We start from the raw sequence: 22791 nt of genomic DNA, 5'->3' as shown, positions 1-22791 counted from the left end.
ATATCCTTATGGCCTACCTTTTAAAAAAAGTTAAAAACACAAAGATGTTATCTCTTATGACCTTCAATACTGTTTGATTTTAAACAAAAAAAAGTGCTGAAAAACACGAAAAAAAGTACACCACGTTGAAGGCTCAATATATTTTCAAACAAACCCAAAACAATAATCATAACCAGAAAAATTTTGAATAAGCCATCATTTTTTGACTTGAGATAAAGAAACATCAACAGAACAGGTAGCCAAATTCCGAAAACTCCATAATTAAGCAATTCTTCCAAATATTGATTATGGGTACTGATGGCATTTGAGGTAATACACTCGTCCATATAAACAACCGACATTTCATGGCCATACCCCAAAAAGGGCTTCCTAAAAAACCCCTGGAGTGCGCATTGCCAAGACTCTATACGGTTACTTGAACTAAAGCTTATTGAATTAAACACTCCCGATTCGTATATAAAAAACCCGACTACTAGTAGAATTAAAACAAAAAGCAAAAATACTTTAAAAGCCCTGGTCAATTCACTTTTAAAATACTTTTTAGAATAATATGCAATAAGAACAAGGCTCATTAAAAGAGTAAGTTTGCTTCCAATCCCCACTTGGTTTAACAGAATAAAACAAACAATCAAATATGAATATATTTTGTTTATTCCCAATGAACCATATAAGAGAATAGCAATGGAAAAAGTCATGTACATACCAATATAAGTATGATGATATGCACCTGGCAAATTTTTCCTTAAATCATAAATTAGGAAATGGCTAAGCTCAAAATTTCTGCTCGTAATAACATTGGTATAAAAATAGGTCAAGTACCCATATGAATATAAAATATAAAGTAATACTCCCAAAACCATTGAAAACAAGATTTGAGGTCTAAGCCGATATATCTTGTCCTTGACCAACCATAAAACCAAGGGAACAATTATAAAAGACACACGTACTTCGCGAAAAACAGGCTCAAGACTAAAACTGCGTAGACTACTTGTAAGCGAGTCTATTATAATAATAAGAGCTCCGAAAACCACTAGAATATTTTGATTGACCCCTTTAAACGAAACTGTTCTCCAACCTCCTCGTGCCCCAGAAACTATCAAAACGTTCAGCAGGGCAGCCCCTAAAGCAATTGAACTGGCCAAAAGAGGTAGTGGCAATACCAACACCAAGGGGAATACTATTACGAAGAAATACTCAAGAGGTAGCTTCATCTTTAATTTTCGGATTAAACACCAACAACCCCATGAAAGCAAAAAGTAACCACAACCCAATTAAATCACCCGATTTTAAGGCGTTTAACAAGAAGTAAAAAACAAGTAATTTGAACACAATCTTTCTTTTGTAAAAAAAAGGCAAAAACAAAAAAACAAGGAATAACAGTAAAAAAAATATACCTAGCTCAAACAATACCTCAAGAAAAATGTTATGGGGGTATTCCCTTATGTCTTGCCCTGAGTAAATGATTCCAAAGCTACCAATGCCATTACCGAATAAGAAGGTAGATAAAGAACTAAAAATATAGTCGATTGTAAATGTAATTCGCTCAATCCTGCCCAAAACAGACTTGTCTTCACCGATTTGAAAAAGTGAAGTAAACCGTATTAATCCTAAGTACAAAAAATTATAGATTTTTTCGTATTGTGTGATTAAAATAATCGACAAGATTGTTGAAGCCGCAATTATGTTATTAAGTACTTTTCGTTTTATTCTAAAGTCCATTATCTTGGCCAAAAGCGATTTCCATTTCCACACCAAAAGCGTTACTACGAGAAAAATCAAAGCTCCTCTTGCTCCCAGTCCCAACAATAGTACAATTGAAAGAGCCCCTACCAAATTGTTTTTTTTTAAATAGACTTGTAAGATTGTCAAAATACAAAGCCCCATTCCAAAGCCGAGATAAAACTTCCTGATATCGTAAAACCTAATACTCACCAACCTATAACCACTATTTAGCGGGGAAAAATACAATGTCTTTGCAATAATAAACCAAAGGGTAATGGGTAGTAATATGAAAAGAAATAATTTATACTGTAGATTTAAATCAAGAGCCTTTATAAACAACGGGTAAATAAAAAACAATACGTTAATAGAAAACAAGAAGCTTTTTACAATGGAAAAATTTTTTGATGGGGTGTAAAAAAGGGATATTAAAATTAATAGGTACAGGACAAGAAGAATTGCAACCATAAATAATTTCTCCTTGTTTAAAACAATCTGTCGATTTCTTGTTATTAAATTATAGATGATATCTAGCGTTACTATAACAAAAATCACAAATGTCCAATCAAAAGGCACATTTAAGTAAGAAAAAAAAGGTTTTATAATACCACTCGTCATCAATAACCATAGCAGAATATTCTGAAAGGTCGTATATTCTATATTTTTTGAAATTTTAAACATTAAGCCAAGTGGTGTTTTTACTCAATACATCTTATTGTTAAATAGGGTTTTGCGCCTTTTTATGCATTTCCCTTAGCAGGGTAATGAACGTTTGTTTTCTCTTTTTTGTTTCAAATGACGAATTATGCCACAGTAGCGTTAAATTAACATTCTTTGTCTTTAGTTTGTTAAACAAATTGGTAGCGGTTGCAAGTGCCTTTTCTTCGTTTAGCCCCATATAATTCTTATTAAACATAGAAACTTCCATTATAATCAAGGGCCTTATTTTAAGATTAAGCGCCTTTCTTTCAATACTATCATAAAAATTATATTCTCGAGCTGTGCCGCACCTAAAACCAATGTGTTCGGCATAGCCAAGGGTACTGTCATATTCCATTCCGGCGGCCTCCCAATTTTTCTCCGTCACTCCGGTCTCCCATCTTAAATAATGCTGTCTCCCTCCTTTTATATCATTTGGGTTGCCACCTGCTTTACGATATACTTTTCTCAATAAATTAATTTCTTCAAGGGTCTTCTCCTTGTCTTTATATGAGTCATAGCTTCCATGATAGCCAACTTCATGACCTCTTTTAATAATTTCGCCCATAAGCTGAACAACTTCTTCACTTTCAATATCGTAATAGCCATCTATACCCTTTTTCTCGTTCCTAGGGATAAAGTAAAAGGCCATTTGAAGTTTACGCCTTTCGCATTCATCCATCATAAATTGAAATGACCTGAACGGATCTTTCTCCCTCTTACCAAGAACATTGACCACAAAAAACAATCTTAAGGAATCCATAAACCTTATTAGCGACCTTCTTTTTAATACATCTGCAACTAATCGGGAAAAGATACCTGGGAACCTAATGCCCTTATCCCATATATGATCTACATCACAACTAATAAAGGTCTGGGGGGTTTCATTCTTCCTTCGCAAACTAGGCCATAAAAAATGCAAGTGCTCCCACAACAATTCTACATATTCGTCTACTATAGGCCTTAACAATAAATTTTCTTTAAAGGCTATCGATTCTCTTACAGGAAATCGTCCATGGGAATCCTTTGCCTTGACGATTATCTCTTCATATCTAGATAACATAAAAAAGCTAGACCCAAAAACATCCAACCCGATTTCAATGACATTGTCAGTTACCTTGTACTCCGCTTTTCCATATAGAACAGGGTAATTAGTTGGGTTTTCCCGTGATATATCGGCACTGACAAATTCTAGGGGCAAACTAGGTAGCGTGTCCGGAGACAGCCACTTTTTATCAATAAACTGCTGAAAAAAAGCAGCGTTAAGTACGATTTTCTTTTCGTTACGGACAATTCTAATGTCACAAAGGTTATCGTCTAGGACCAAAACAAACTCAACACCAAGAAACTCGTGAAGGACCAATTGAAAAATGTACTTTTTTTCAGCTAAACAAATCCTGTTCGTATGAATTTCGACCATCATCCCCGATATTTAATGACTTTGGCAGGATTGCCAACGGCAATTCCATTGGAAGGAATATCTTTGGTCACTACCGCCCCTGCACCTATGACCGCTCCATCACCTATGCTGACTCCTTTTAAAATTATGGCCCCTGCACCAATCCATACATCGTCGCCAATGGAAATAGGTTGTTCTACATGGGGTTGCATATTCATAGGTTCGCCCAATTCAATACCATGATCCCTACTCCAAATAATGGTTTTGGGGCCTATCATAACATTGTCCCCAATAGTAATATCGCCCAAAAGATGACAATTTGCATTTAAGTAAAACTTGTTCCCAATCTGTATTTTAGGACTTCCTACCAACCTACAATAGGGCTCAATTACCGCAGTGCCCTTATAGATCACATTGCTAAAAGTAGTATTGTTGTAAATAATCACCCCTTTCCTTTTTAATCGGGATTTTATTATTATCAGTTTGAACCTGTTTATAATTGACTTAGGCATTTTTTCCCATGATTTTACGCCCCATTAATTTTATCAAGGATACCACAGTATAGACTTGGTCGACCAAAAAGGGAAGCGGGTCGTTTTTATCCCAAAGCGCCAAGCTCATGTTTTTACCCCCCAGATTGTTTTTGAAATACTTAAAGTATCCTCTCCTGAAAATTAGATTGATAATCTCATGTTTAAAGTAACAAAAATGTAGCAAACCTGAACTTTGAACATAGTTAGGTATAGGTATGTTCAAAGCATCGCACCATTGGGTGTATTGCAAATAAACCCCTGAGAGATGCCCTGTTCGGTGCCACATCATAGACCTAAGGTTTATTTCCATTAGCTTGTACTTTCCGTCCCTCTCGTCGAATTTAAACTCCGGCTCACATATTCCGTAGAGCGACATGCCTTCCAATAATTTCCGCCCCTGTTCCCTAATGATTTCGGGGGCCTCATTTGATGCGGATGAAAAAACGCCATAGTCATCGGGGAATTGGGTTAATTTTCTTCCTATCCATTCATTCTCAATTTTTTTCGTCTTTGGGCTCCTATAGGCGGTATAAGCATATATGGTCCCGTTGGTGTGCCCTGGGATAATCTCGGAGGCGATAAACGTAACCCCCTTGTCCATAAAGGCTGTCAATTGGTTCCGAACAGTTTCAAAATCCTTCCACGAATCAATAGTATAAGACCTAAAGATCTTAATTTTTAAATCTTCCCTTTTATTTGGCTTGATAATTAAAGGTAAGGCCAGAAGCTTAATGTCATCAATATCAGAATCCTTTTTGACTTCCGCAGTTTTAGGGTAGGGCACACCCAATTTTTCACAAAACTGGTACTGAACCGCTTTATCTGCCACCCTGTGAAGATTTTCTGGGTTAAAAGGCAAAAAGCAATAGGATTCTATTAGGTTCCTTAATTCAAGAAGATTTTCCATCTGATGGTCATCAGTTGGATATAGAACGAGTCTGTCGTACTTCTTATGCAACTCTGCCAAGGCGCTTAGTAAATCCTCCTTGTTAGTTCCTATCCTGTGTTTTTCATTTATTCTTCTACTAAACCTTGCTATTTGATTGCCATGGTAAAGCAAAGCAATATTCTTGATACGAAAATAATCGAGCTCCTGTATAATCGAATAACCGTTTACATACCCCCCTAAAACAACCGCACAAGCATCGTTTTTCATTTTTGAAATCGTTTCTTAATTGAGTGTACAAAACCCATTTGTCTCATTTTGAACAATATAACCTGAACTCGCCATATTTTAAATCTAATACTCGAAAACAGTTTTTCCATAGGGCGATAAATAAGTTTTGGAAAACGGTATAATACATTTAGGTAATTAACAATAATAACAAACAGAAACCGGGGTATACCAGTAAGCTCCTTCACTACTGGAAAATCATCTTGTTGATATAGAAATATATGATCTATTGTTTTACTCTCAGTATCATATTCGACCAATTGGGAGACCCTGTTGACAAACCTCCATTTCTTATAGGTCAACTTACTGACAGAGTGGTATTGCCGGGTTACATCAACCTTTTTTGTTAATGCTATATCCAATGCTTGATTAACAACCTCTATACTTGGTTTTATTAAAAAATTGGGAAACAAACAGTTTCCCAAACTAAAATAGGCCCTCTTATTGTTGACCGACAGGAAACCCTGAACCCTATGCGGATGAGTACCCACGATTAAAGCAACCTTGTCGTTTTTTAAAAGCTTTTTGGCCAATTCGATATTTTTATACTGTGTAAACCAAACATGTTCCCTCCCCCAGTGCAAATAGAGAATGGCTTTCGAGTCGTTAGGTATTTTATCTAAATCGCTTTCGATGCCCTCCAAGGTTAAAGGTGCAACTCCCGGACTATTTTCCGTAGCCAGTTGTATGTTGTTCAATGTAGGTGAATTGAACTGGCAATAACCTAACAAACATAAATTGTTATCAACCCATAATGGTTTTTTTGCTTCGTGCAAGTTTCTACCAGCACCAAAAAAGGATATCCGGTGTTTTCTAAGGTTTTCAATTGTCTCCAAAATCCCGATGTCCAACTTGTCATGAATGTGGTTGTTCGCTAGGCAAACTGCATTAATTCCACTTCTTTTAAGCGTTTCCAACACTTCAGACCCCGTAAACAAAACAGACTTGTCCGCAATATTATGAGCATCACTTATTGGATGCTCGAGGTTAATAATTTTATAATCCGCATGATGAAAGCGTTTTACGTCAATACATGATTTTAACTCTTTAGCAGTAAGGTCGCCTCCCAGAAAAACATCGCCTACAAAGACTATCTTCATAATTAAATTTTTCCCTTTACTACTGACTTTAAAATAAAAAATAAATATAAATACACACCACCTAAAACCCCCACTTGTAACAATAACAGATTTGTTATTTCAAAATCGAAATACCATGCTGAAAATAATACTATTAGATGTCCGGCCATTATCAACATTTGGCACAACAGGGCCAGTTTCTGCTTTTCATAAACAATATTCGTCAAACTAAGTGGTCCGAATATAAATCTTAAATAATAAAGAGGTATTAAAAGGCGAGCAAATTGTCCTGCTGTTTCCCACCGTTCGCCAAATACCAGGACAAAAGCATCCTCGATGATAAAAAAAGCCGGTAAAAAAATAATACTCCCTAAAAGCGCTAATTTTTTAAAGGTACTTTTAAAAATAGTATATGCTTTTTGCCCATTGTTTCTTTCTTCCGATAGTTTTTGAAAAAAAACCTGGCCTATCGAATTCCCAATTAACGAAATAGGCAAACCTATATACCTCGTCGAGTAGGAATAAAAACCAACATAATTTAGGCTATAAAAACTGGAAACAAAAAAATTGGTCAAATTTACAGAAGTAGTATTCAAAAAAACACCCCACATAGAAAATTTAGGAAAATCCGAATACCTTGACGCCAATTCTTTAAGGGCTGTGCAATCTGTTCTTTTTATTACGCTCGTATTTCTCAAAAACGTTTTAGCCATTCGAAGATTGCCAAAAAAATGAGATGCTAACTGTCCAATAATCAGGCCCCCACTGGTATATTTAACCAGCCCCAAAACCAATTGACCTCCATTGCCTCCCAATGATTTAAATACATTGGCCTTAGCTATGTTCTTAAATTCTTTTTCCCTAGTATTGAAATAGTTAAGCGCATTGAATATTCCCATCAATAGGACACTCAGGGGAACAAAAAATAACCATTCGGATAATTTTGGGTCTCCTAAGGAGTTGGCTATACCTTTTGAAAAAAAAAGAACCACAATCAGGGTAGTAAAAGAGACCGCCATTGTGATTATAATGGCCAATAAAGTAAGCTGTACCCCATTTTTCTTTTCTTTTGGCAGCATAATAGCCAACTCATACCTTCCGCTCGATACAGCGCCTAAAATCTGAACAATGGAAAGGTATAGGGCTAGCCTACCAAAATCTTCCGGAGAGTAAATCCGCGAAAGTATGGGTGCCAATAATAAGGGGATTACTTGAGCAAAAGCGGTACCCGATGTTAACGTAAGTACGTTTCTTGCAAACTCAGATTGAATGATTTTCCTGAACTTTTCCCCGAGTTTTTTCAATATTGACTATTCTTACTTCAAAAACCTATGATACTCCCCCTTCAAGCCCACAGGCTTCGCGTTTCGAATATCGTGAACGATCTCAATGGCCGTTCGGGCCGCGTCAACGCCGTAACCCTTGCCCGCAAGTATATCTTTATACACCATGGTGTGAAGGTCCGTAAAACCGCCGCTAAACTCCAATTCCTCGCCATTTATGGTAATGGACCTAAAGGTGGTCTGCCCTTTTTCCTTGATTTCTTTTGGCAAGTACTTTGAACTGATCGAAAGAAACCACTTTACCCTGGCGTTCTCGAACTCCAAATAGCCCGCGGCACGGTCGTTTTCGTGTACATGTACAATATTTTCTTGTACATCGCCAAAAATCCACGATAACATATCATAAAAGTGCACTCCAATATTCGTTGCAATTCCGCCTGACTTTGTCTTGTCTCCTTTCCATGAGGTATGGTACCAATTGCCCCGTGAAGTAAGATAGGTAAGGTCTACCTCAAACTTGGTGTCTTTCTTGGCATTCTTTACCTTTTCGCGAAGGGCAATAATGCTTGGGTGTACCCTTAACTGTAAAATGTTGTATATCTTCTTGCCTGTCTTTTCCTCAACATGCTGCAACTTATCCACGTTCCACGGGTTGAGTACCAAGGGTTTTTCACAAATGGCGTCGGCCCCGCTGCGCAATGCGAACCGAATATGGGCATCATGCAGATAGTTTGGTGAACAGATACTTACATAATCCAAGTAGGTATCCTTCTCGTATTTCAGCTTTTCAATATGGCGGTCAAAACGCTCGAACTCGACGAAAAAGTCGGCATTGGGAAAATAGGAATCGATGATACCCACACTATCGCCCTTATCGAAAGCCGTAAGCAAATTGTTTCCTGTATCCTTTATGGCTTTCATATGCCGGGGCGCAATATAACCTGCTGCGCCGATTAGTGCGAAGTTTTTCATCTATAAAAGTTTTATTAGGTTGGTCGTTATATATTCTATTTCGTCGTTGGTCAAATACGGGTTCATGGGAAGGCTCATGACCTCCGAGGCACAGGTTTCGCTAACGGGGAAATCGCCTTTTTTATGCCCCAAATAGGCAAAACATTCCTGTAAGTGCATGGGTATCGGATAATGTACGGCGGTAGGAATGCCAGCTTCCATTAATTTGGGCTGTACTTCCTCCCGGTTTTTGAGCCTGATGGTATACTGGGCCCAGACCGAGGTTCGGTCTTCTTTTACGCTCGGGGTCGATACATGGCCCTTGAGCAGTTCGGTATATTGTTTGGCAACCTGCTGTCTTCTTTCGATATCCTTGGCGTAATGTTTAAGCTTAACGTTCAGGATAGCGGCCTGAAGGTTGTCCAATCGTCCGCCCATACCGATGTATTTGTGGGTGTAACGCTTGACCTGCCCGTGTACGCGCATCGCCTTCATCTTGTCATAAAGTGCTTGGTCGTGGGTAAAGACGGCTCCCCCGTCACCAAAGCATCCCAAGGGTTTGGCGGGAAAGAAACTGGTACAGCCAATGGTTGAGGCCGAACAGCTCCGTTTTCCCTTGTAAAGGGCCCCAAAGCTCTGTGCGGCATCCTCGATCACGGCCAGATTATGCTTGCCCGCAATGGCATTGATCTCGTCCATATCGGCCATTTGTCCGTACAAGGAAACCGGCATAATGGCCTTGGTCTTGTCGGTTATGGCATTCTCAATTTGGGAAACATCAATATTGAAGGTTTCTTCATCGATATCGACAAAAACCGGCTTGGCCCCCAAACAGGCAATGGTCTCGGCCGTTGCGATAAAGGTAAAGGGCGTGGTTATGATTTCATCACCGCCACGTATACCCAAGGCCATCATGGCCAATAGCAGGGCATCGGTACCCGATGAGACCCCCAAGGCGTAATCGCTTTTTACAAATTCTTGTAGCGATGCCTCCAGTTCTTCGGTCTCCTTGCCCAGAATATACCGGGCCGATGACATCACATCCAAGGATACCCGCTCAAATTCGGCACTATGCTCGTCATAGGCCTTGGTCAGGTTGGCAAAATCGATTTTCATATAGGGTCTCTGTTTAAGATTATTTTATTCGTATTACACTATTGCCGTCCAACTTGTATTCTTGACCGCTTTCGGGGCATACGGCCAATTGGTCTTCGTTAAAGTTTAGACGATGACCGTATTCGCTTACCCAGCCTATCTGCCTTCCGGGGTTTCCTACGATGAGGGCATAATCGGGAACCTCCTTCGTTACAACGGCCCCGGCGCCTATCAGGCAAAACCGGCCCAGTGCGTTGCCACAGACAATGGTGGCATTGGCACCTATCGAAGCCCCTTTTTTGACCAAGGTCTCTTGGTAACTGTCGCGGCGTACGATAGCGCTTCTCGGGTTGATCACATTCGTAAATACCATAGAGGGACCCAGAAAGACATCGTCCTCACAGATAACCCCCGTATAGATCGATACGTTGTTCTGGACCTTTACGTTGTTGCCCAACACCACTTGGGGCGAAACGACAACGTTCTGGCCAATGTTGCACCTTTCCCCTATTCGGCATTCGGGCATTATATGCGAAAAGTGCCAAATTTTGGTGCCTTTTCCTATGGTACAGCCGTTATCTACCACGGCCGTTTCATGTACATAAAACTCTTGTTCGGACATTTTATTCTGGTTGGAGGGTCGTATTTTTCAAGACACTGTATTCAGGTCTTTTAGCAAAAGTACTATAATTCTTTACTTTCTTGATTTCTACTCTTTCATCAAGACGATTTTCTTTTACGATTTTTACCGCAAAGGAGTACCAGGTGTGCACTTCGCCATCGGTAAAATGGTGGATGCCATAGGCCCTGCTATCAGTCGAAATTATTTTCGTGATAAATTGCGCCAGATGGCGGGCATGGGTCGGGCATCCGGTCTGCGCATCGGTAACGGACAAGTCCTCTCCCTCTTGGACCTTGGCCACTATGGTCTTATAAAAGTTTTTACCGTATTCGGAATAGAGCCAAGACGTCCTGATGATAAAATACCGCGTCAACAACCCCTTGATGTACTCTTCGCCCTTCAATTTCGATGCTCCGTAAACATTTATGGGGTTGGTCTTATCGGTAACGAGGTACGGTGTGCGCTTCGTACCGTCGAAAACATAATCGGTAGAAACATGTATCAGAACCGTATGGGACAAAAGACAGGTTTCGGCCAGGTTTTTTACCCCTTCCGAATTGACCTTAAAGGCCAATTGTGGCTCCCTCTCCGCTCTTTCAACGTCGGTAAAGGCCGCGCAGTTGATGCAATAATCAAACCCCTGATCGGCAAAGGCTTCCTTCACTTGCCGATAATCGGTAATATCGAGCTCACTTGATGTTTTAAAAACAAAGCGTATTTCGGGCAAGGAGGGGGCTAGGTCTTGAATACTCCTGCCCAATTGACCACTAGAGCCCGTTACCAAAACTGATATCATCAAAAACTTCTTTAAAGGTGGGTAGTTTCAGGTCTTTTTCCGAAATGATAAGGTCTTCCTCAGGGTAATCCCAATCGATGTTGATGGTGGGGTCGTTGTAAATTATACCGCCCTCGGAAGTGGCATCGTAAAAGGCATCGCATTTATAGGAGAAGATTACTTCTTCGGAAAGGGCAAGGAAGCCGTGGGCCATATCTTTTGGCACAAAAAGGGATTTTCTGTTGGTTTCCGACAACCTTATGCCAAAATACCGGCCAAAACTGGCACTGTCCTTTCTCAGGTCGACCACTACGTCCAATACCTCGCCCTTTAGCACATTGACCAACTTTGCCTGGGCCGCCGCCCCCTTTTGATAGTGAAGTCCCCTTAAAACGCCCTTTTTGGACACGGAAATATTATCTTGGACAAAATCGACCTGGATACCGGTAGCCTGTTGGAACCTTTTGGCATGGTACGATTCAAAGAACAGGCCACGGTCGTCGCGGAACAATTGGGGCTGAACAACAAAACAACCCTGTATGGGAGTGGAAGCAATTTCCATTTGCTCTAGTCTATTATAGTTTTAAAAGATATTCTCCGTAACCACTGGTAATCAACGGTTCGGCCAATGATTGCAGCTGGGCCCTGTCGATATAGCCCATTTTAAAGGCCACTTCTTCAATCGCCCCTATTTTCAGGCCCTGTCTTTCCTCTATTACCTGAACGAACTGTGTCGCCTGCGCCAAGGATTGAAAGGTGCCGGTATCGAGCCATGCGGTTCCCCGGTCCAAAACCGAAACCTTTAATTTTCCCTGCCGTAGATACTCCTTGTTCACATCGGTGATTTCCAATTCGCCCCTTTCGCTCGGTGATATGTTTTTGGCGATAGCGACGACCTCGTTGTCGTAAAAATAGATGCCCGGTACGGCAAAATTGGATTTGGGGTTCTCAGGCTTTTCCTCAATTGAAATGGCCTGGCCCTTCTCGTCAAATTCCACCACCCCATATCGATTGGGGTTTTGAACATGGTAACCGAAAATAATCCCTCCGTCGGGGTCGTTGTTCTGTTGCAGCAGATCGGCGAGGCCCGATCCGTAAAAGATATTGTCCCCAAGAACCAAGGCTACCTTGTCTTTCCCGATAAAGGTCTCGGCGATTATAAAGGCCTCGGCCAAACCGTTCGGTTTATTTTGGACGGCGTATTGAAACCTACAGCCCAATTGACTACCGTCGCCCAATAAATTCTTAAACAGGGATAGGTCGTTGGGCGTGGTAACGATCAATATTTCACGGATACCCGCCGACATCAAGGTACTGAGCGGATAATAGATCATGGGCTTATCGTAAATAGGCATAAGCTGTTTGCTCACCGCCAAGGTGAGCGGATACAATCGGGTGCCCGATCCGCCCGCAAGTACTATTCCCTTCATTATAACTTACTTTTCGTTCTTAAACTTTTCCAGATACCACGCCACCGTTTTCTTCAGGCCGCTATCAAAATCCGTTTCGGGCTTCCATCCCAGATCCCTTTTGATCTTGGTGGCATCGATGGCATACCTAAAGTCGTGGCCCGGCCGGTCGGAGACAAAGGTAATCTGCTCTGAGTAACTACCCCGCTCCTTGGGGTATTCCGCATCTAAAACAGCGCATACCTTCGAGGCAATCGACAGGTTGTCGGCCTCGTTGTTGCCCCCGATTACATAGGTCTGTCCCGGTTGCCCCTTGGCGAACACCTTGTTGATCCCCGTACAATGGTCGAGCACATAGAGCCAATCCCTTACATTCTTTCCGTCTCCGTAAATGGGTATGGGCTCACCCTGCAAGGCTTTCTTAATAATAGTGGGTATCAACTTTTCACCGTGCTGTTTCGGGCCGTAATTGTTGGAACAGTTGCTCACCAAAACATTCAATCCGTAGGTGTGGTAATAGCTTCTGGCCAAAAAATCGGACGATGCCTTCGAAGCGCTATAGGGACTGTTGGGTCGATACGGACTCTCCTCGGTAAAGTAGCCTTCCTTGCCCAGGGACCCGTACACCTCATCTGTGGAAATATGGACGAATCTCGAATTTTCAAAACCGGCCCTAGGCCTTCCAACAGCCTCCAACCAACAATTTCTCGCTGCCTCCAGTAAGGTAAAGGTTCCGTTGATATTGGTCTTGATAAAGGCATCGGGGCCCGAAATGGAATTGTCGACGTGCGATTCGGCCGCAAAATGGATTACCGCCGAAAATTGGTGCTCGTCAAAAAGGGATTCTACCAAATCTTTATCACAGATGTCGCCCTGAACAAACCCATACCTATCGTTGTTTTGCACCTCAACGAGGTTGTCGAGGTTGCCTGCATAGGTGAGCTTATCCAAATTGACAAGTTTTACATCGTGATGCCCGGACAGAAAATAGGGGATAAAATTGCTGCCGATAAAGCCGGCACCCCCTGTAACAAGTATCGTTTTACGTGCCATTATGGGAACTTAAAGTTGCAGTTCGCGTGCCTTTCTGTTCATAAAACGAACAAAGGAAACCAAAAAGAACAAGACAACCATAGCCAAGGGAATCAAGAAAAATTTATTGGCGACAAATGGCTTTCGAACCACTTGTGGCTTACCCATGTTCAAGACACTGACCAATTGCCCTTGCGAGGCCAGATCTAATCTTTTTTCTTCGATTTCTTTGACGAACCTGTTCTTTAGCGTAAGGAGGGCACTAATGTTGAGGGCGCTTTCGTTCTCCATATACACCGATGCGGAAGTTTTGTCGGCCTCCTTGTTCAGCAAGGTTTGGGTATAATTGGCCACCAGCTGGTCGATTTGGTCGATCAACACCTTGTTTTGGTCAATTCTCGTAAGGGCATTGTCGCGAAAGGTTTCGATCACACCCTTGTAATAGCCGTTATCGTTGATATAGTCCAACAGCTTTTCGGCTGCTTTGCTTCCCTTTTCATGGTCTATATAGGAAAAGGTTATGCGGTGGTCTTCCACACTTTTCTTGGTAAGTTCAGACCTCATTATGTCTATGGCAAAACCCTCGTCGCTAAAGCTTTGCAGAAGCTCCAAATAACTCAAGCGCTGCTCGGTCTCGGCCTCGGCCTCCTCGGGGTCTTTAATAGGCTCTATCTCCACTCTAAACCCTTCCAGGTCTTCAACGGCGACGTCGATTTTCTTAAAAAAGGCCGTATCCTTTGAGAGGATGTTCGATTGTATTTCGTCTACGACATCGTAGACATAGTCGGTACTGTCAAAATTGGGCCTAACAATGGCCTCGGTTTTAAGCTTTTTGTTGCCCAAGGTACTTAAAACGAAGCTGATGCCCAGGCCCACCGCGATAAGGATACCCAGCACAATGGCATTTTTCTTGAAAAACAGAAATACCCGCAAAAAGAATATTCCCAGCCTATTGAAGGCCTTACCTATCATGTGTAACAACTGACCCAAATCGATTTCGTCGGACGAGGATGTATTCTTGGGGCTAGTATCTGCCATATAATTATGAATTAAAAATTTGCTTTAAAATCTTATCGGTTATCAAATAGGTGGGTTTTACCCCTGTGGTGCCCAAGCCGCCCGAAGCCAATGTGCTTCCGGTTACCAAGGGGTTGTCGGAGGCGTAATAGGCATACCTTACCTTAACGTCCTCCCTTATGCTCTTGCGAATCTTCGAGGCGGACTGGATTGCCTTTTGGTAATGCACCCCTTCCATTTCAAGTCCTACGACGTTCCAGGTCGAGTTGTGAAAAAACTTCAAAATATCCTTGTTCTGTAACGACGTACCCAAAACGGTCACCATCGTCCCTTCAAAAACCTTTAGTCCGTACCCCTTAAAATCGTCGGCGCACAGTTCGTTCTTAAAGGGATAGTTGTCGGCGGTTCCCTCGAAAATATGGGCCGACGGAATCATCAAATCCCCTTTTCCCCCCTCCAAGATACCGGCCTTACCCATAATCGATATGGAATCGACGTTCATAAAAACCGGATTCTTGTCTTTTTCGTGATAGGGTTTGAGCAGCTCGTCTATGGTCTCGTACGCCTGTTCGCCAAAGGCATAATCCATAACAAATATAATCGGTTTTTCCTCCTCCGGAAGGTCGGGCAAGGAATAACAACAGGTACCGTCGCCCATTTTGGCCGTGTCGAATATTTGGACATCGATATTCGTTCCTGAAAAGTCATCGATGGCGATCATGCCGTTCTTCTTGGCCCAGGCCGTTACCTTATTGCGGAGTTTTCCATTCGCCGAATCGCTCAGGGCTTCGTATATTTCCAATGAATCGGACTTTGGAAATTCCTTGGACAAGGCCTTTCTGGCAAAAAGGGAGTTCATAACGCTGTGCATGTTGGCACTGATGATGTGCATGGGCCTTTTCAGCAATCCGTTCTTGTTTAGGGTCTCCTTGATCGTGGTCGCCCAACGTTCCCCGTGAATATGGTGCCCCAGCCGTTCGCGAAGCAGCAGGCTAAAGGTAATGGCCCTCTTTTCGCCCGTAACCTCTTCTTCGATGGCCAACTTACCGAGCCAATATATGATCTCTAAAAAGCGTTCGGGCTCTTTCTCGGTTGCAAAGTGTTTGTGAACGGCCAGTATTTCGACAAACGGCCGCCCCAAAATGTTGGCGGTATGGATCAACGCCACTTCGCGTTCCGCTTGGGTCAACTTGCCTTTCTTGACGGCCTCTTCGAGCTTGCCCCAGTCGCGAATGGTCTTATTGGTGTCCTCTATCAAGACCTTTCTACAGATTTTTTCGGATTCGATGAAGAGAAAGGTGAGGTGGGTGAGAATATCGTATATATCGGAACGCCCCCGGGTAATCTCGATATTCATCTGCTCATCGTCTATACGGTAACAGTTTCGTCTCCGTTTTGGGGGTACTATGGGCCGAAAATGCGAGTGCCCATAGCCTTCGTCAGAGGTTAGGTTGATAAAGCGGCATTGTTCGATTCCTTTCGGCAGCCTTTCCAAGACATAGGTCAGGCCGTTCAATTCTACTTTGTCTTCGGCGACCGACCCATAAATTTCGGGGCGCAGCTGAAGAAGTGCATTTTTAAGCGATTCGCCCGAAACCCCGGTGGGTTTGTAAAACCCACGGTTGAACAAATGCCTCATGGTAATGTATAAACGCTCTATGGCGTTCGTAGATTCTTGAGCCCGTGTAGTAGTAGTTGATTCGCCCATATTCAAATTTCGAACAAAATTACAATTTAATACCGTAACAAAGTTGTTCTCTATACCCTCGAAAATAGTAATAAATTCCTATTAAATAATACTAGCCCCGTACGACCGGTTCTCATCGGGCCGCTTCACCCGGTGCCTTATTCCTTAAATTCGAGCAAGTTGTCGGCAACACTTCGGTCATTGGCCAATCGCTGCACCTTGTTCTGACCGCCCAACTTTCCCTTCGATTTCATGTAGGCCTGAAAACCGCCCGGCTTGATCGGCGTTACCTTGAGCAGTTGCAATATTTTTCCGTCCATCAAATCAAAATAATAGCTGTTCTGCCGTTGCAGGCTTTGGTCAAGGACCGCGATAAACTTGCCCATGTCAGCCGGCTTCCTTTCAAATTCCACCAACCACTCGTGATAAGGCAGCTCCCCGTTTTCAGGGGTAATCTGGGGGGCGACCGTAAACTCGTTTACCCGGGCATCGGTTTCTGCAATGGCCTGCCTCATCGCCTCTTCGACCTCCTTGGCGATAACGTGCTCGCCAAAGGCCGAAATAAAATGCTTTATCCGCCCGGAGACGATTACCCGATAGGGTTTAAGTGAAACAAACTGTACGGTATCCCCGAGATTATAGGCCCAAAGGCCCGCGTCGGTCGAAATGACCATCACATAATTGACCCCCAGCTCAACATCCTTGATGGTAATCCGCTCGGGCGCTTCACCAAAAAATTCGTCGGCCTTTACAAACTCATAAAAGATGCCCGAATCCAGCAAAAGCAACATGCCCTTTTCGGTTTGGGAATCTTGATAGGCAAAGAAGCCCTCACTGGCCGGAAAAAGTTCGATACTATCTACCTTTCTACCGATCAAGCGCTCGAATTTTGCCCTATAGGGCTCGTAGTTGACACCGCCGTAAATAAAAAGTTGGAAATTCTTGAACAGGTCGCCCACGTTTTTGCCCGATCGGGCCTGCAAACGCTCAAAATACATTTGCACCCAAGAAGGAATCCCCGCGATTACGCTCATATCCTCGACCATGGTTTCCTCGACGATGGCATCGACCTTGGTCTCCCAGTCTTCGATACAATTGGTTTCCCAACTGGGCAAGCGGTTCTTTTGGAGATAGTTCGGGACATAATGCGCCGAAATACCCGACAGGCGCCCCAATTTAATACCGTTCTTTTCTTGTAGTTCCGGGCTCCCCTGTAAAAAAATCATTTTTCCATCGACAAAGTCCGAATTGCCTGTTTCGTGGATATAGGTTAGGATCGCGTTACGCGAAGCCTCTACCTGATGTCGGATCGAGGTTTTGGTAATGGGGATGTATTTGGCGCCCGAGGTGGTTCCCGAGGTTTTTGCAAAGTATATGGGCTTGCCGGGCCATAGGATGTCCGCTTTTCCGCTGACCACCTCCTCGACGTAGGGTTTTAGCGCTTCGTAATCGCGTATGGGCACGTGCCTTACAAAATCGGCATGCGATTGGATCGAAGCGAAATTGTGATCGGAGCCAAACCGGGTCGATACGGCCTGTTTGATCAGGTTCTTAAAAACCCTTTCTTGGGCGGCAATGGGGTTGTCCCTCCATTTTGCGGTCTGCTTGACAATGTATTTGGCGAATATCTTGGCGGCAAACGATTTAACGGTCATGCGATTCAACGGGTTATTTGTGCGGAAAAATACAAAGGGAACAAAATAAAACCAACTGGTTTATTAATGGGTTAAAAATTAATATAGTCCAAAGGGTCAACGCTATTGCCATTGTTCCAAAGTTCAAAATGGAGATGGGGGCCGGTGGTCAGTTCGCCCGTATTCCCGACGGAGGCAATTACTTCCCCGGTCCGTACCACATCGCCCTGCCTTTTGTTCAAGGAGCCGTTGTGCTTGTAGACACTTAAGAGTCCGTCGCGATGCTCTACGATTATTACATAGCCCGTATCGGCGGTCCATTCCGAAAAAATGACGGTCCCGCTGGCCACGGCCTTTACCGGGGTATCGATGGGAGCGGTCACATCTACCGCAAAATGATTGGATTCAACATCATAGCCTTGCGAGATCTCGCCGTTCAGGGGAGGAAACAGCACCATGCCCGAACCGTCCACATTCCGCTCAAAAAGGTTGTACTTGTCCTCGAGGGCCACCTCTGCCCTAAGAATCGAATCTTCCTTTATCGGGGTTAGATCGATGCTCGAAGGATCGATCTTAAATTGCTCGCGAAGCGAGTCCCTATTGATTTCATTGTTTTCGATATCCCCAATCAGCACCTTTCTGATATTTTCCAAATACTTATTGGTATTATATAGGTTGGCCACTAGGGAATCGGTCTTGTAGGTAAGGTCCGTCGCCTGTTTCTTCAATTTGGTGGAGGAATAGCCCGGTATATACTCCCGCAACGGGGTAAAAGCGATCAACAGGGTGGTAAGGGCGATCAGGCCGATAATGCAAAGAGAGCCCGTGACAAAAACGTTCAACCGGCTAAGCTTGAAGGAAATTTTCTCCTCGAAGGTACTTTCATTTAGAATAACCAAGCGATACTTGTGCAGCAGCTTTCTCTTGATTTCCTTTCTTTTCTTGACTTTCTTCGCCATAATACACAAATATACGGATGGAAAAGCACACTCTAGGACTTACCCCAAAAATTTATGAGAGTATTAAAGGTGCGTTTATTTTTGGTATTTATTTAAAAATACCCCCATTCCCATAAGATTAACACATGTGTTGCTAGTTTTTTATTACATTTGTTACCCGTTAAAAGATATTCATATGACAATAGCAAATATATTTTTGGCAATTGGACCTTGGCAAATCGCCATAGTGGTCTTGGTAGTTCTTCTTCTTTTCGGAGGGAAAAAAATACCTGAGCTTATGCGCGGCCTTGGAAGCGGTATCAAGGAATTTAAGGATGCTTCCAAAGAAGACGAGCCCATAGAGGATAAAAAGGAATAAGATTTACAGCATACCGATTTAAAAGACCCTTGGCGAAAACCAAGGGTTTTTTCGTTCTACACCATTGGAAGGGCCGACCGTTCGGACCATTTTTGTGCACTTCATCCAAAGCCTTTGACAAAAACCACTTCCGTTTCGGGAATATTTCGGCGTATTGCCCATTTCTTCTGACGTATCGGATGGTTTAGGGTATACGAAAAGTTAATTCGGGACGTTAGCTATAGATAAGATAATTACGCGGCAACCATTTGACTGTCAGATGTGGCCGAGCAAACCTTTTGACCATGCCGAGCAAATAGCGCATAAATCTTAAAGCAATAACGCTTCGAAAACCATCAAACCTCGAAGCCCGACCCATTAAATTCCCTAGGTTTTTCCAATATCCCAAATCATGAAAAAACTATTTAACCTTTACCTCTTGATGTTTTGTCTAGGACTCGGGGCCCAAGATTTTCAAGACATCGGCTTCGAAGCAAACGGGGCCGAATCGGCCCATCAATCACCGACCGAACCTTACGAAGCCCCCCTGACCATTGATACAAGTTTTGAAGAGGCCGCCGAAAAGAACGAAATCGCCTATCGAAGCTTTAGCGGTCTTGAAGACGTAGAGAACGGCTATTACCTGATCGGTAGCGTCTTCAGCAATCCCGACCCGCTAAAGAAGACCCTAAAAAAACTGCGCCGAAAAGGTTTTGAAAATGCCGGTTACATTCACAATGAAAACAACGGCCTCAATTATGTATATCTCGAATATTTCCCTTTCGGGCTTGAGGCCATCGATGCGTATAGATCGCAACTCGACGGAAGGTACAATAATGACATGTGGATACTGGAAATCGAAAACAGCATGGCTATCGGCGGCAACGACATGGCCGTCGATGAAATGGAAGGTCCTGCCCACAACATGGCCCCTGCCGTTGAAAATAGCGATGAAGGCGGGAAAGAGGAACTTCCTGTGGCCCATCCGCCCTTAAGCGAAAACACGGGCAAGAGCAAGTTGGTCGAAAGGGCCGATGCCTATTTCGATAAGATGTGGTACGCCGAAGCGGCCCAACTGTACGAACAGGCCCTTTCAAAGGGCGATAAGCACTTTACCAAGGAAAATGTACAGAAAGCGGCCGATGCCTACTACTTCAACACCGATATGGAGAATGCCTACAAGTGGTACAACGTACTCTACGAAAACTACGGTAAGGCCATGTCGGCCGACAACCTTTTCAAATACTCCCATTCCTTGAAGGGAACGGGTAAATATGCCCGCTCAAAAAGGCTTATGCGCCTTTACAACCGTAAGGTCAAAGAGGAGACAGACGCCGCCACGGCCGTTTCCGATGCCCGTCAGGACACCGAGGCCGCCCTCGACAACATCCTGGACCTGTCGCAAAACATTGAGATCAAGAACCTCGGCATCAATACCGAATACTCCGATTTCTCGCCCATGTTCTTGGATTCTACCCAAGTGGTGTTCGCTTCTGCCAAGGATTCCTCCTTTTTAACTACCCGTAGGTACAAATGGAACAACCAGCCCTATCTCGACCTCTATGTGGCCCAATTCAATAAAGAATCGCAAGACCTTAGGAACACGGTAAAGCTTTCAAAGGAAATCAACACCAAATACCACGAGGCATCGGTTACCTTTTCACCGGATAACAAAACCATGTATTTTACCCGGAACAATTACGGGAAAAAGCTGAAAAGGGACAGCAAAGGGGTCAACCATTTAAAGATTTACAAATCGACAAAGGAAGGCGATAAATGGTCCGAGGCCGTTGAGGTCTCCTTTAATAGCGACAATTACTCTACGGGCCATCCCGCATTGAGCCCCGACGGGAAAAAGCTCTTTTTTGTTTCGGACATGCCCGGCAGTTTGGGAGAGACCGACCTGTTCGTCGTGGATGTACTTGAAGACGGGAGCTTCTCCGAACCAAGAAACCTGGGAAAGGAAATCAATACCGAGCACCGGGAAATGTTTCCGTTCTTTGACGGCAGCAAGCTATACTTTTCTTCCGATGGCCATATAGGCCTCGGTGGTTTGGACGTTTACGAATCGGTCTATGACGAAAAGGACGGTTTTCAGGAAATAAAAAACCTAGGGAAACCGGTCAACAGCAACAAGGACGACTTTTCGTATATCGTGGACAATGAAAACGAATACGGTTTCTTCGCCTCCAACCGCGAAGGGGGCAAGGGAGACGACGATATCTATTCGTTCAAAAGGCTAAGCTTGGAAGAAACGCCCGTCAACCAAAATGCCATCGCCGGTGTGGTGACCGAATTGGTTACCGGGGAGTTCATGCCCCAGACCTTGGTTCAACTGCTGGACGAAAACGGTATAAAGCTTAAGGAAGTGGTTACCGAAGACGACGGAAGCTTTGTTTTCGAAGACCTGGAAAGTTCGACCAAATACACCTTAAAAATAGGCAAGGACAAATTTGTGGAACATGAAATGCCCGTTGCCACGGTCGACAACGAACGTGTAGAGATAGACATTGCCATGAAACGCCTTGAGGAAATGATCGCCCTTGAAGACGGCATCAAGAAAATCAAGACGGAAATGATCCATTTCGGTTTCGATAAATATGATATCAGGCCGGAAGCCTCAAAAGAACTTGACAAACTGGTCAGCGTAATGAAGGAATACCCCGGCATGGTCATCAAAATTGAATCACATACCGATTCAAGGGGTAGTAAGGCCTATAACGAGTACCTTTCCGACAAGAGGGCCAAATCGACCCGCGACTATATTATATCGCAGGGAATCGCCCCGGAACGCATAGAAAGTGCTATCGGCTATGGCGAGAGCAAGCTGCTCAACGAATGTGATGGCAGCGAAGCTTGTTCCGAGGCCGAACACCTGCTCAACAGACGCTCTGAGTTTATCATCGTAAAAATGTAATAACACAAAAAACCCTATATTTGACCGAAGCCGCTATCCCAACATAGCGGCTTCGTTGCGTTTTAACGTGTCATTCTGCCCAAAACCGGAAAAAGGGGTATGTAGCCTATCGTATTAACCGTGACGTTCGTCCAATTTTTACAATAGGCCCTTGCCTCCACCCCATTTTAGGCACACTTCGTCCAATATATCTGTGGTATTGCCAAGGAGTTGGCAACTTTGCCTTGGATATAAAAAATGAAGGTATGAGAAAATTTTTACTATTTAAGGAGATTTATGTTGAGGCATTCAAGGATTGGACGTATCGATTGCTCAAAAAGTATTTCAAAGCCTATTCGTGGTTTTGTTTTGCTTTGCTGTTGGTCGTGATATATGCGTTTGTCTATAGAGTCTCTACAGGCTTTGCCTTTGTATAGGATACTTCTCCGACAGAACAAGAACGCCCATCGTAACCGATGGGCGTTTTTTGT

General features: G+C 43.3%; 21 protein-coding genes. 3 read left to right on the top strand and 18 right to left on the bottom strand.

Features of this window, described 5'->3' with window-relative positions; genetic code table 11:
* Positions 1-47: 47 nt before the first annotated feature.
* From BUB37_RS02360 to BUB37_RS02275, 18 genes are all read right to left on the bottom strand, one after another.
* Positions 48-1211, bottom strand: a complete 1164-nt coding sequence (locus BUB37_RS02360; protein ID WP_072987892.1) for an O-antigen ligase family protein — start codon at positions 1209-1211, stop codon at positions 48-50.
* Positions 1195-2400 carry an O-antigen ligase family protein gene (locus tag BUB37_RS02355; RefSeq protein WP_072987890.1) on the bottom strand — a complete coding sequence of 402 codons (1206 nt, stop codon included), beginning with the start codon at positions 2398-2400 and terminating at the stop codon, positions 1195-1197. Before BUB37_RS02355 ends, BUB37_RS02360 begins: the two co-directional genes overlap by 17 nt.
* 37 nt (positions 2401-2437) lie before the next feature.
* Entirely contained in the window at positions 2438-3841 is a 1404-nt protein-coding gene (locus BUB37_RS02350; RefSeq protein ID WP_072987888.1) for a polysaccharide deacetylase family protein, read from the bottom strand.
* Positions 3838-4329 (bottom strand): DapH/DapD/GlmU-related protein, encoded by a 492-nt coding sequence (locus BUB37_RS21975; RefSeq protein ID WP_072987885.1) that lies wholly within the window; start codon positions 4327-4329, stop codon positions 3838-3840. The genes BUB37_RS02350 and BUB37_RS21975 overlap by 4 nt, the downstream gene beginning before the upstream one ends.
* Entirely contained in the window at positions 4322-5506 is a 1185-nt protein-coding gene (locus tag BUB37_RS02340; protein WP_072987882.1) for a hypothetical protein, read from the bottom strand. Before BUB37_RS02340 ends, BUB37_RS21975 begins: the two co-directional genes overlap by 8 nt.
* A complete protein-coding gene (locus tag BUB37_RS02335) occupies positions 5503-6624 on the bottom strand; it encodes a CapA family protein (protein ID WP_072987878.1) in 1122 nt (373 codons plus the stop codon). Before BUB37_RS02335 ends, BUB37_RS02340 begins: the two co-directional genes overlap by 4 nt.
* Before the next feature lie 2 nt (positions 6625-6626).
* Entirely contained in the window at positions 6627-7907 is a 1281-nt protein-coding gene (locus BUB37_RS02330; protein WP_072987875.1) for a lipopolysaccharide biosynthesis protein, read from the bottom strand.
* 12 nt (positions 7908-7919) lie between these two features.
* Complete coding sequence (locus BUB37_RS02325) at positions 7920-8858, bottom strand: Gfo/Idh/MocA family protein (RefSeq protein WP_072987872.1); 939 nt, start codon at positions 8856-8858, stop codon at positions 7920-7922.
* Positions 8859-9953, bottom strand: coding sequence for a DegT/DnrJ/EryC1/StrS family aminotransferase (locus BUB37_RS02320; RefSeq protein WP_072987870.1), 1095 nt, complete (start codon positions 9951-9953; stop codon positions 8859-8861). It lies immediately after the preceding gene.
* A 19-nt stretch (positions 9954-9972) separates the two neighbouring features.
* The gene (locus BUB37_RS02315; RefSeq protein ID WP_072987867.1) at positions 9973-10554 is read right to left on the bottom strand and encodes an acyltransferase; all 582 of its coding nucleotides are present in this window, start codon (positions 10552-10554) and stop codon (positions 9973-9975) included.
* A gap of 1 nt (position 10555) precedes the next feature.
* On the bottom strand, positions 10556-11350 hold the full coding sequence (gene rfbD, locus BUB37_RS02310) for a dTDP-4-dehydrorhamnose reductase (RefSeq protein WP_072987864.1): 795 nt from the start codon (positions 11348-11350) through the stop codon (positions 10556-10558).
* Positions 11322-11891, bottom strand: a complete 570-nt coding sequence (gene rfbC, locus BUB37_RS02305) for a dTDP-4-dehydrorhamnose 3,5-epimerase (RefSeq protein WP_072987861.1) — start codon at positions 11889-11891, stop codon at positions 11322-11324. Before rfbC ends, rfbD begins: the two co-directional genes overlap by 29 nt.
* A gap of 13 nt (positions 11892-11904) precedes the next feature.
* Positions 11905-12759: a glucose-1-phosphate thymidylyltransferase RfbA gene (rfbA, locus tag BUB37_RS02300; RefSeq protein WP_072987858.1), complete on the bottom strand. Its 855-nt coding sequence runs from the start codon at positions 12757-12759 to the stop codon at positions 11905-11907.
* A 6-nt stretch (positions 12760-12765) separates the two neighbouring features.
* A complete protein-coding gene (rfbB, locus tag BUB37_RS02295; protein ID WP_072987857.1) occupies positions 12766-13791 on the bottom strand; it encodes a dTDP-glucose 4,6-dehydratase in 1026 nt (341 codons plus the stop codon).
* 9 nt (positions 13792-13800) lie between these two features.
* Complete coding sequence (locus BUB37_RS02290; protein ID WP_072987855.1) at positions 13801-14808, bottom strand: hypothetical protein; 1008 nt, start codon at positions 14806-14808, stop codon at positions 13801-13803.
* Positions 14809-14812: 4 nt separating this feature from the next.
* Entirely contained in the window at positions 14813-16495 is a 1683-nt protein-coding gene (locus BUB37_RS02285) for a DUF6909 family protein (RefSeq protein WP_072987853.1), read from the bottom strand.
* Positions 16496-16632: 137 nt separating this feature from the next.
* The gene (locus BUB37_RS02280; RefSeq protein WP_072987850.1) at positions 16633-18129 is read right to left on the bottom strand and encodes a GH3 auxin-responsive promoter family protein; all 1497 of its coding nucleotides are present in this window, start codon (positions 18127-18129) and stop codon (positions 16633-16635) included.
* 71 nt (positions 18130-18200) lie between these two features.
* Positions 18201-19067 (bottom strand): M23 family metallopeptidase, encoded by an 867-nt coding sequence (locus BUB37_RS02275; protein ID WP_072987848.1) that lies wholly within the window; start codon positions 19065-19067, stop codon positions 18201-18203.
* A 175-nt stretch (positions 19068-19242) separates the two neighbouring features.
* Between BUB37_RS02275 and tatA the strand changes: the two genes are divergently transcribed.
* The 3 genes from tatA (at position 19243) to BUB37_RS21970 (ending at position 22737) form a co-directional block, all read left to right on the top strand.
* Positions 19243-19425: a twin-arginine translocase TatA/TatE family subunit gene (gene tatA / locus BUB37_RS02270; protein ID WP_072987846.1), complete on the top strand. Its 183-nt coding sequence runs from the start codon at positions 19243-19245 to the stop codon at positions 19423-19425.
* Positions 19426-19816: 391 nt separating this feature from the next.
* The gene (locus BUB37_RS02265) at positions 19817-22321 is read left to right on the top strand and encodes an OmpA family protein (RefSeq protein WP_072987844.1); all 2505 of its coding nucleotides are present in this window, start codon (positions 19817-19819) and stop codon (positions 22319-22321) included.
* A 245-nt stretch (positions 22322-22566) separates the two neighbouring features.
* Positions 22567-22737 (top strand): DUF6747 family protein, encoded by a 171-nt coding sequence (locus BUB37_RS21970; RefSeq protein ID WP_317616538.1) that lies wholly within the window; start codon positions 22567-22569, stop codon positions 22735-22737.
* The last annotated feature ends 54 nt before the right edge of the window (positions 22738-22791 follow it).

The sequence above is a fragment of the Pseudozobellia thermophila genome (genome assembly GCF_900141855.1).
Lineage (GTDB): Bacteria > Bacteroidota > Bacteroidia > Flavobacteriales > Flavobacteriaceae > Pseudozobellia > Pseudozobellia thermophila.
The sequence above is the reverse complement of the archived record's forward strand: the minus strand, read 5'-3'. Positions and strand labels throughout refer to the sequence as shown.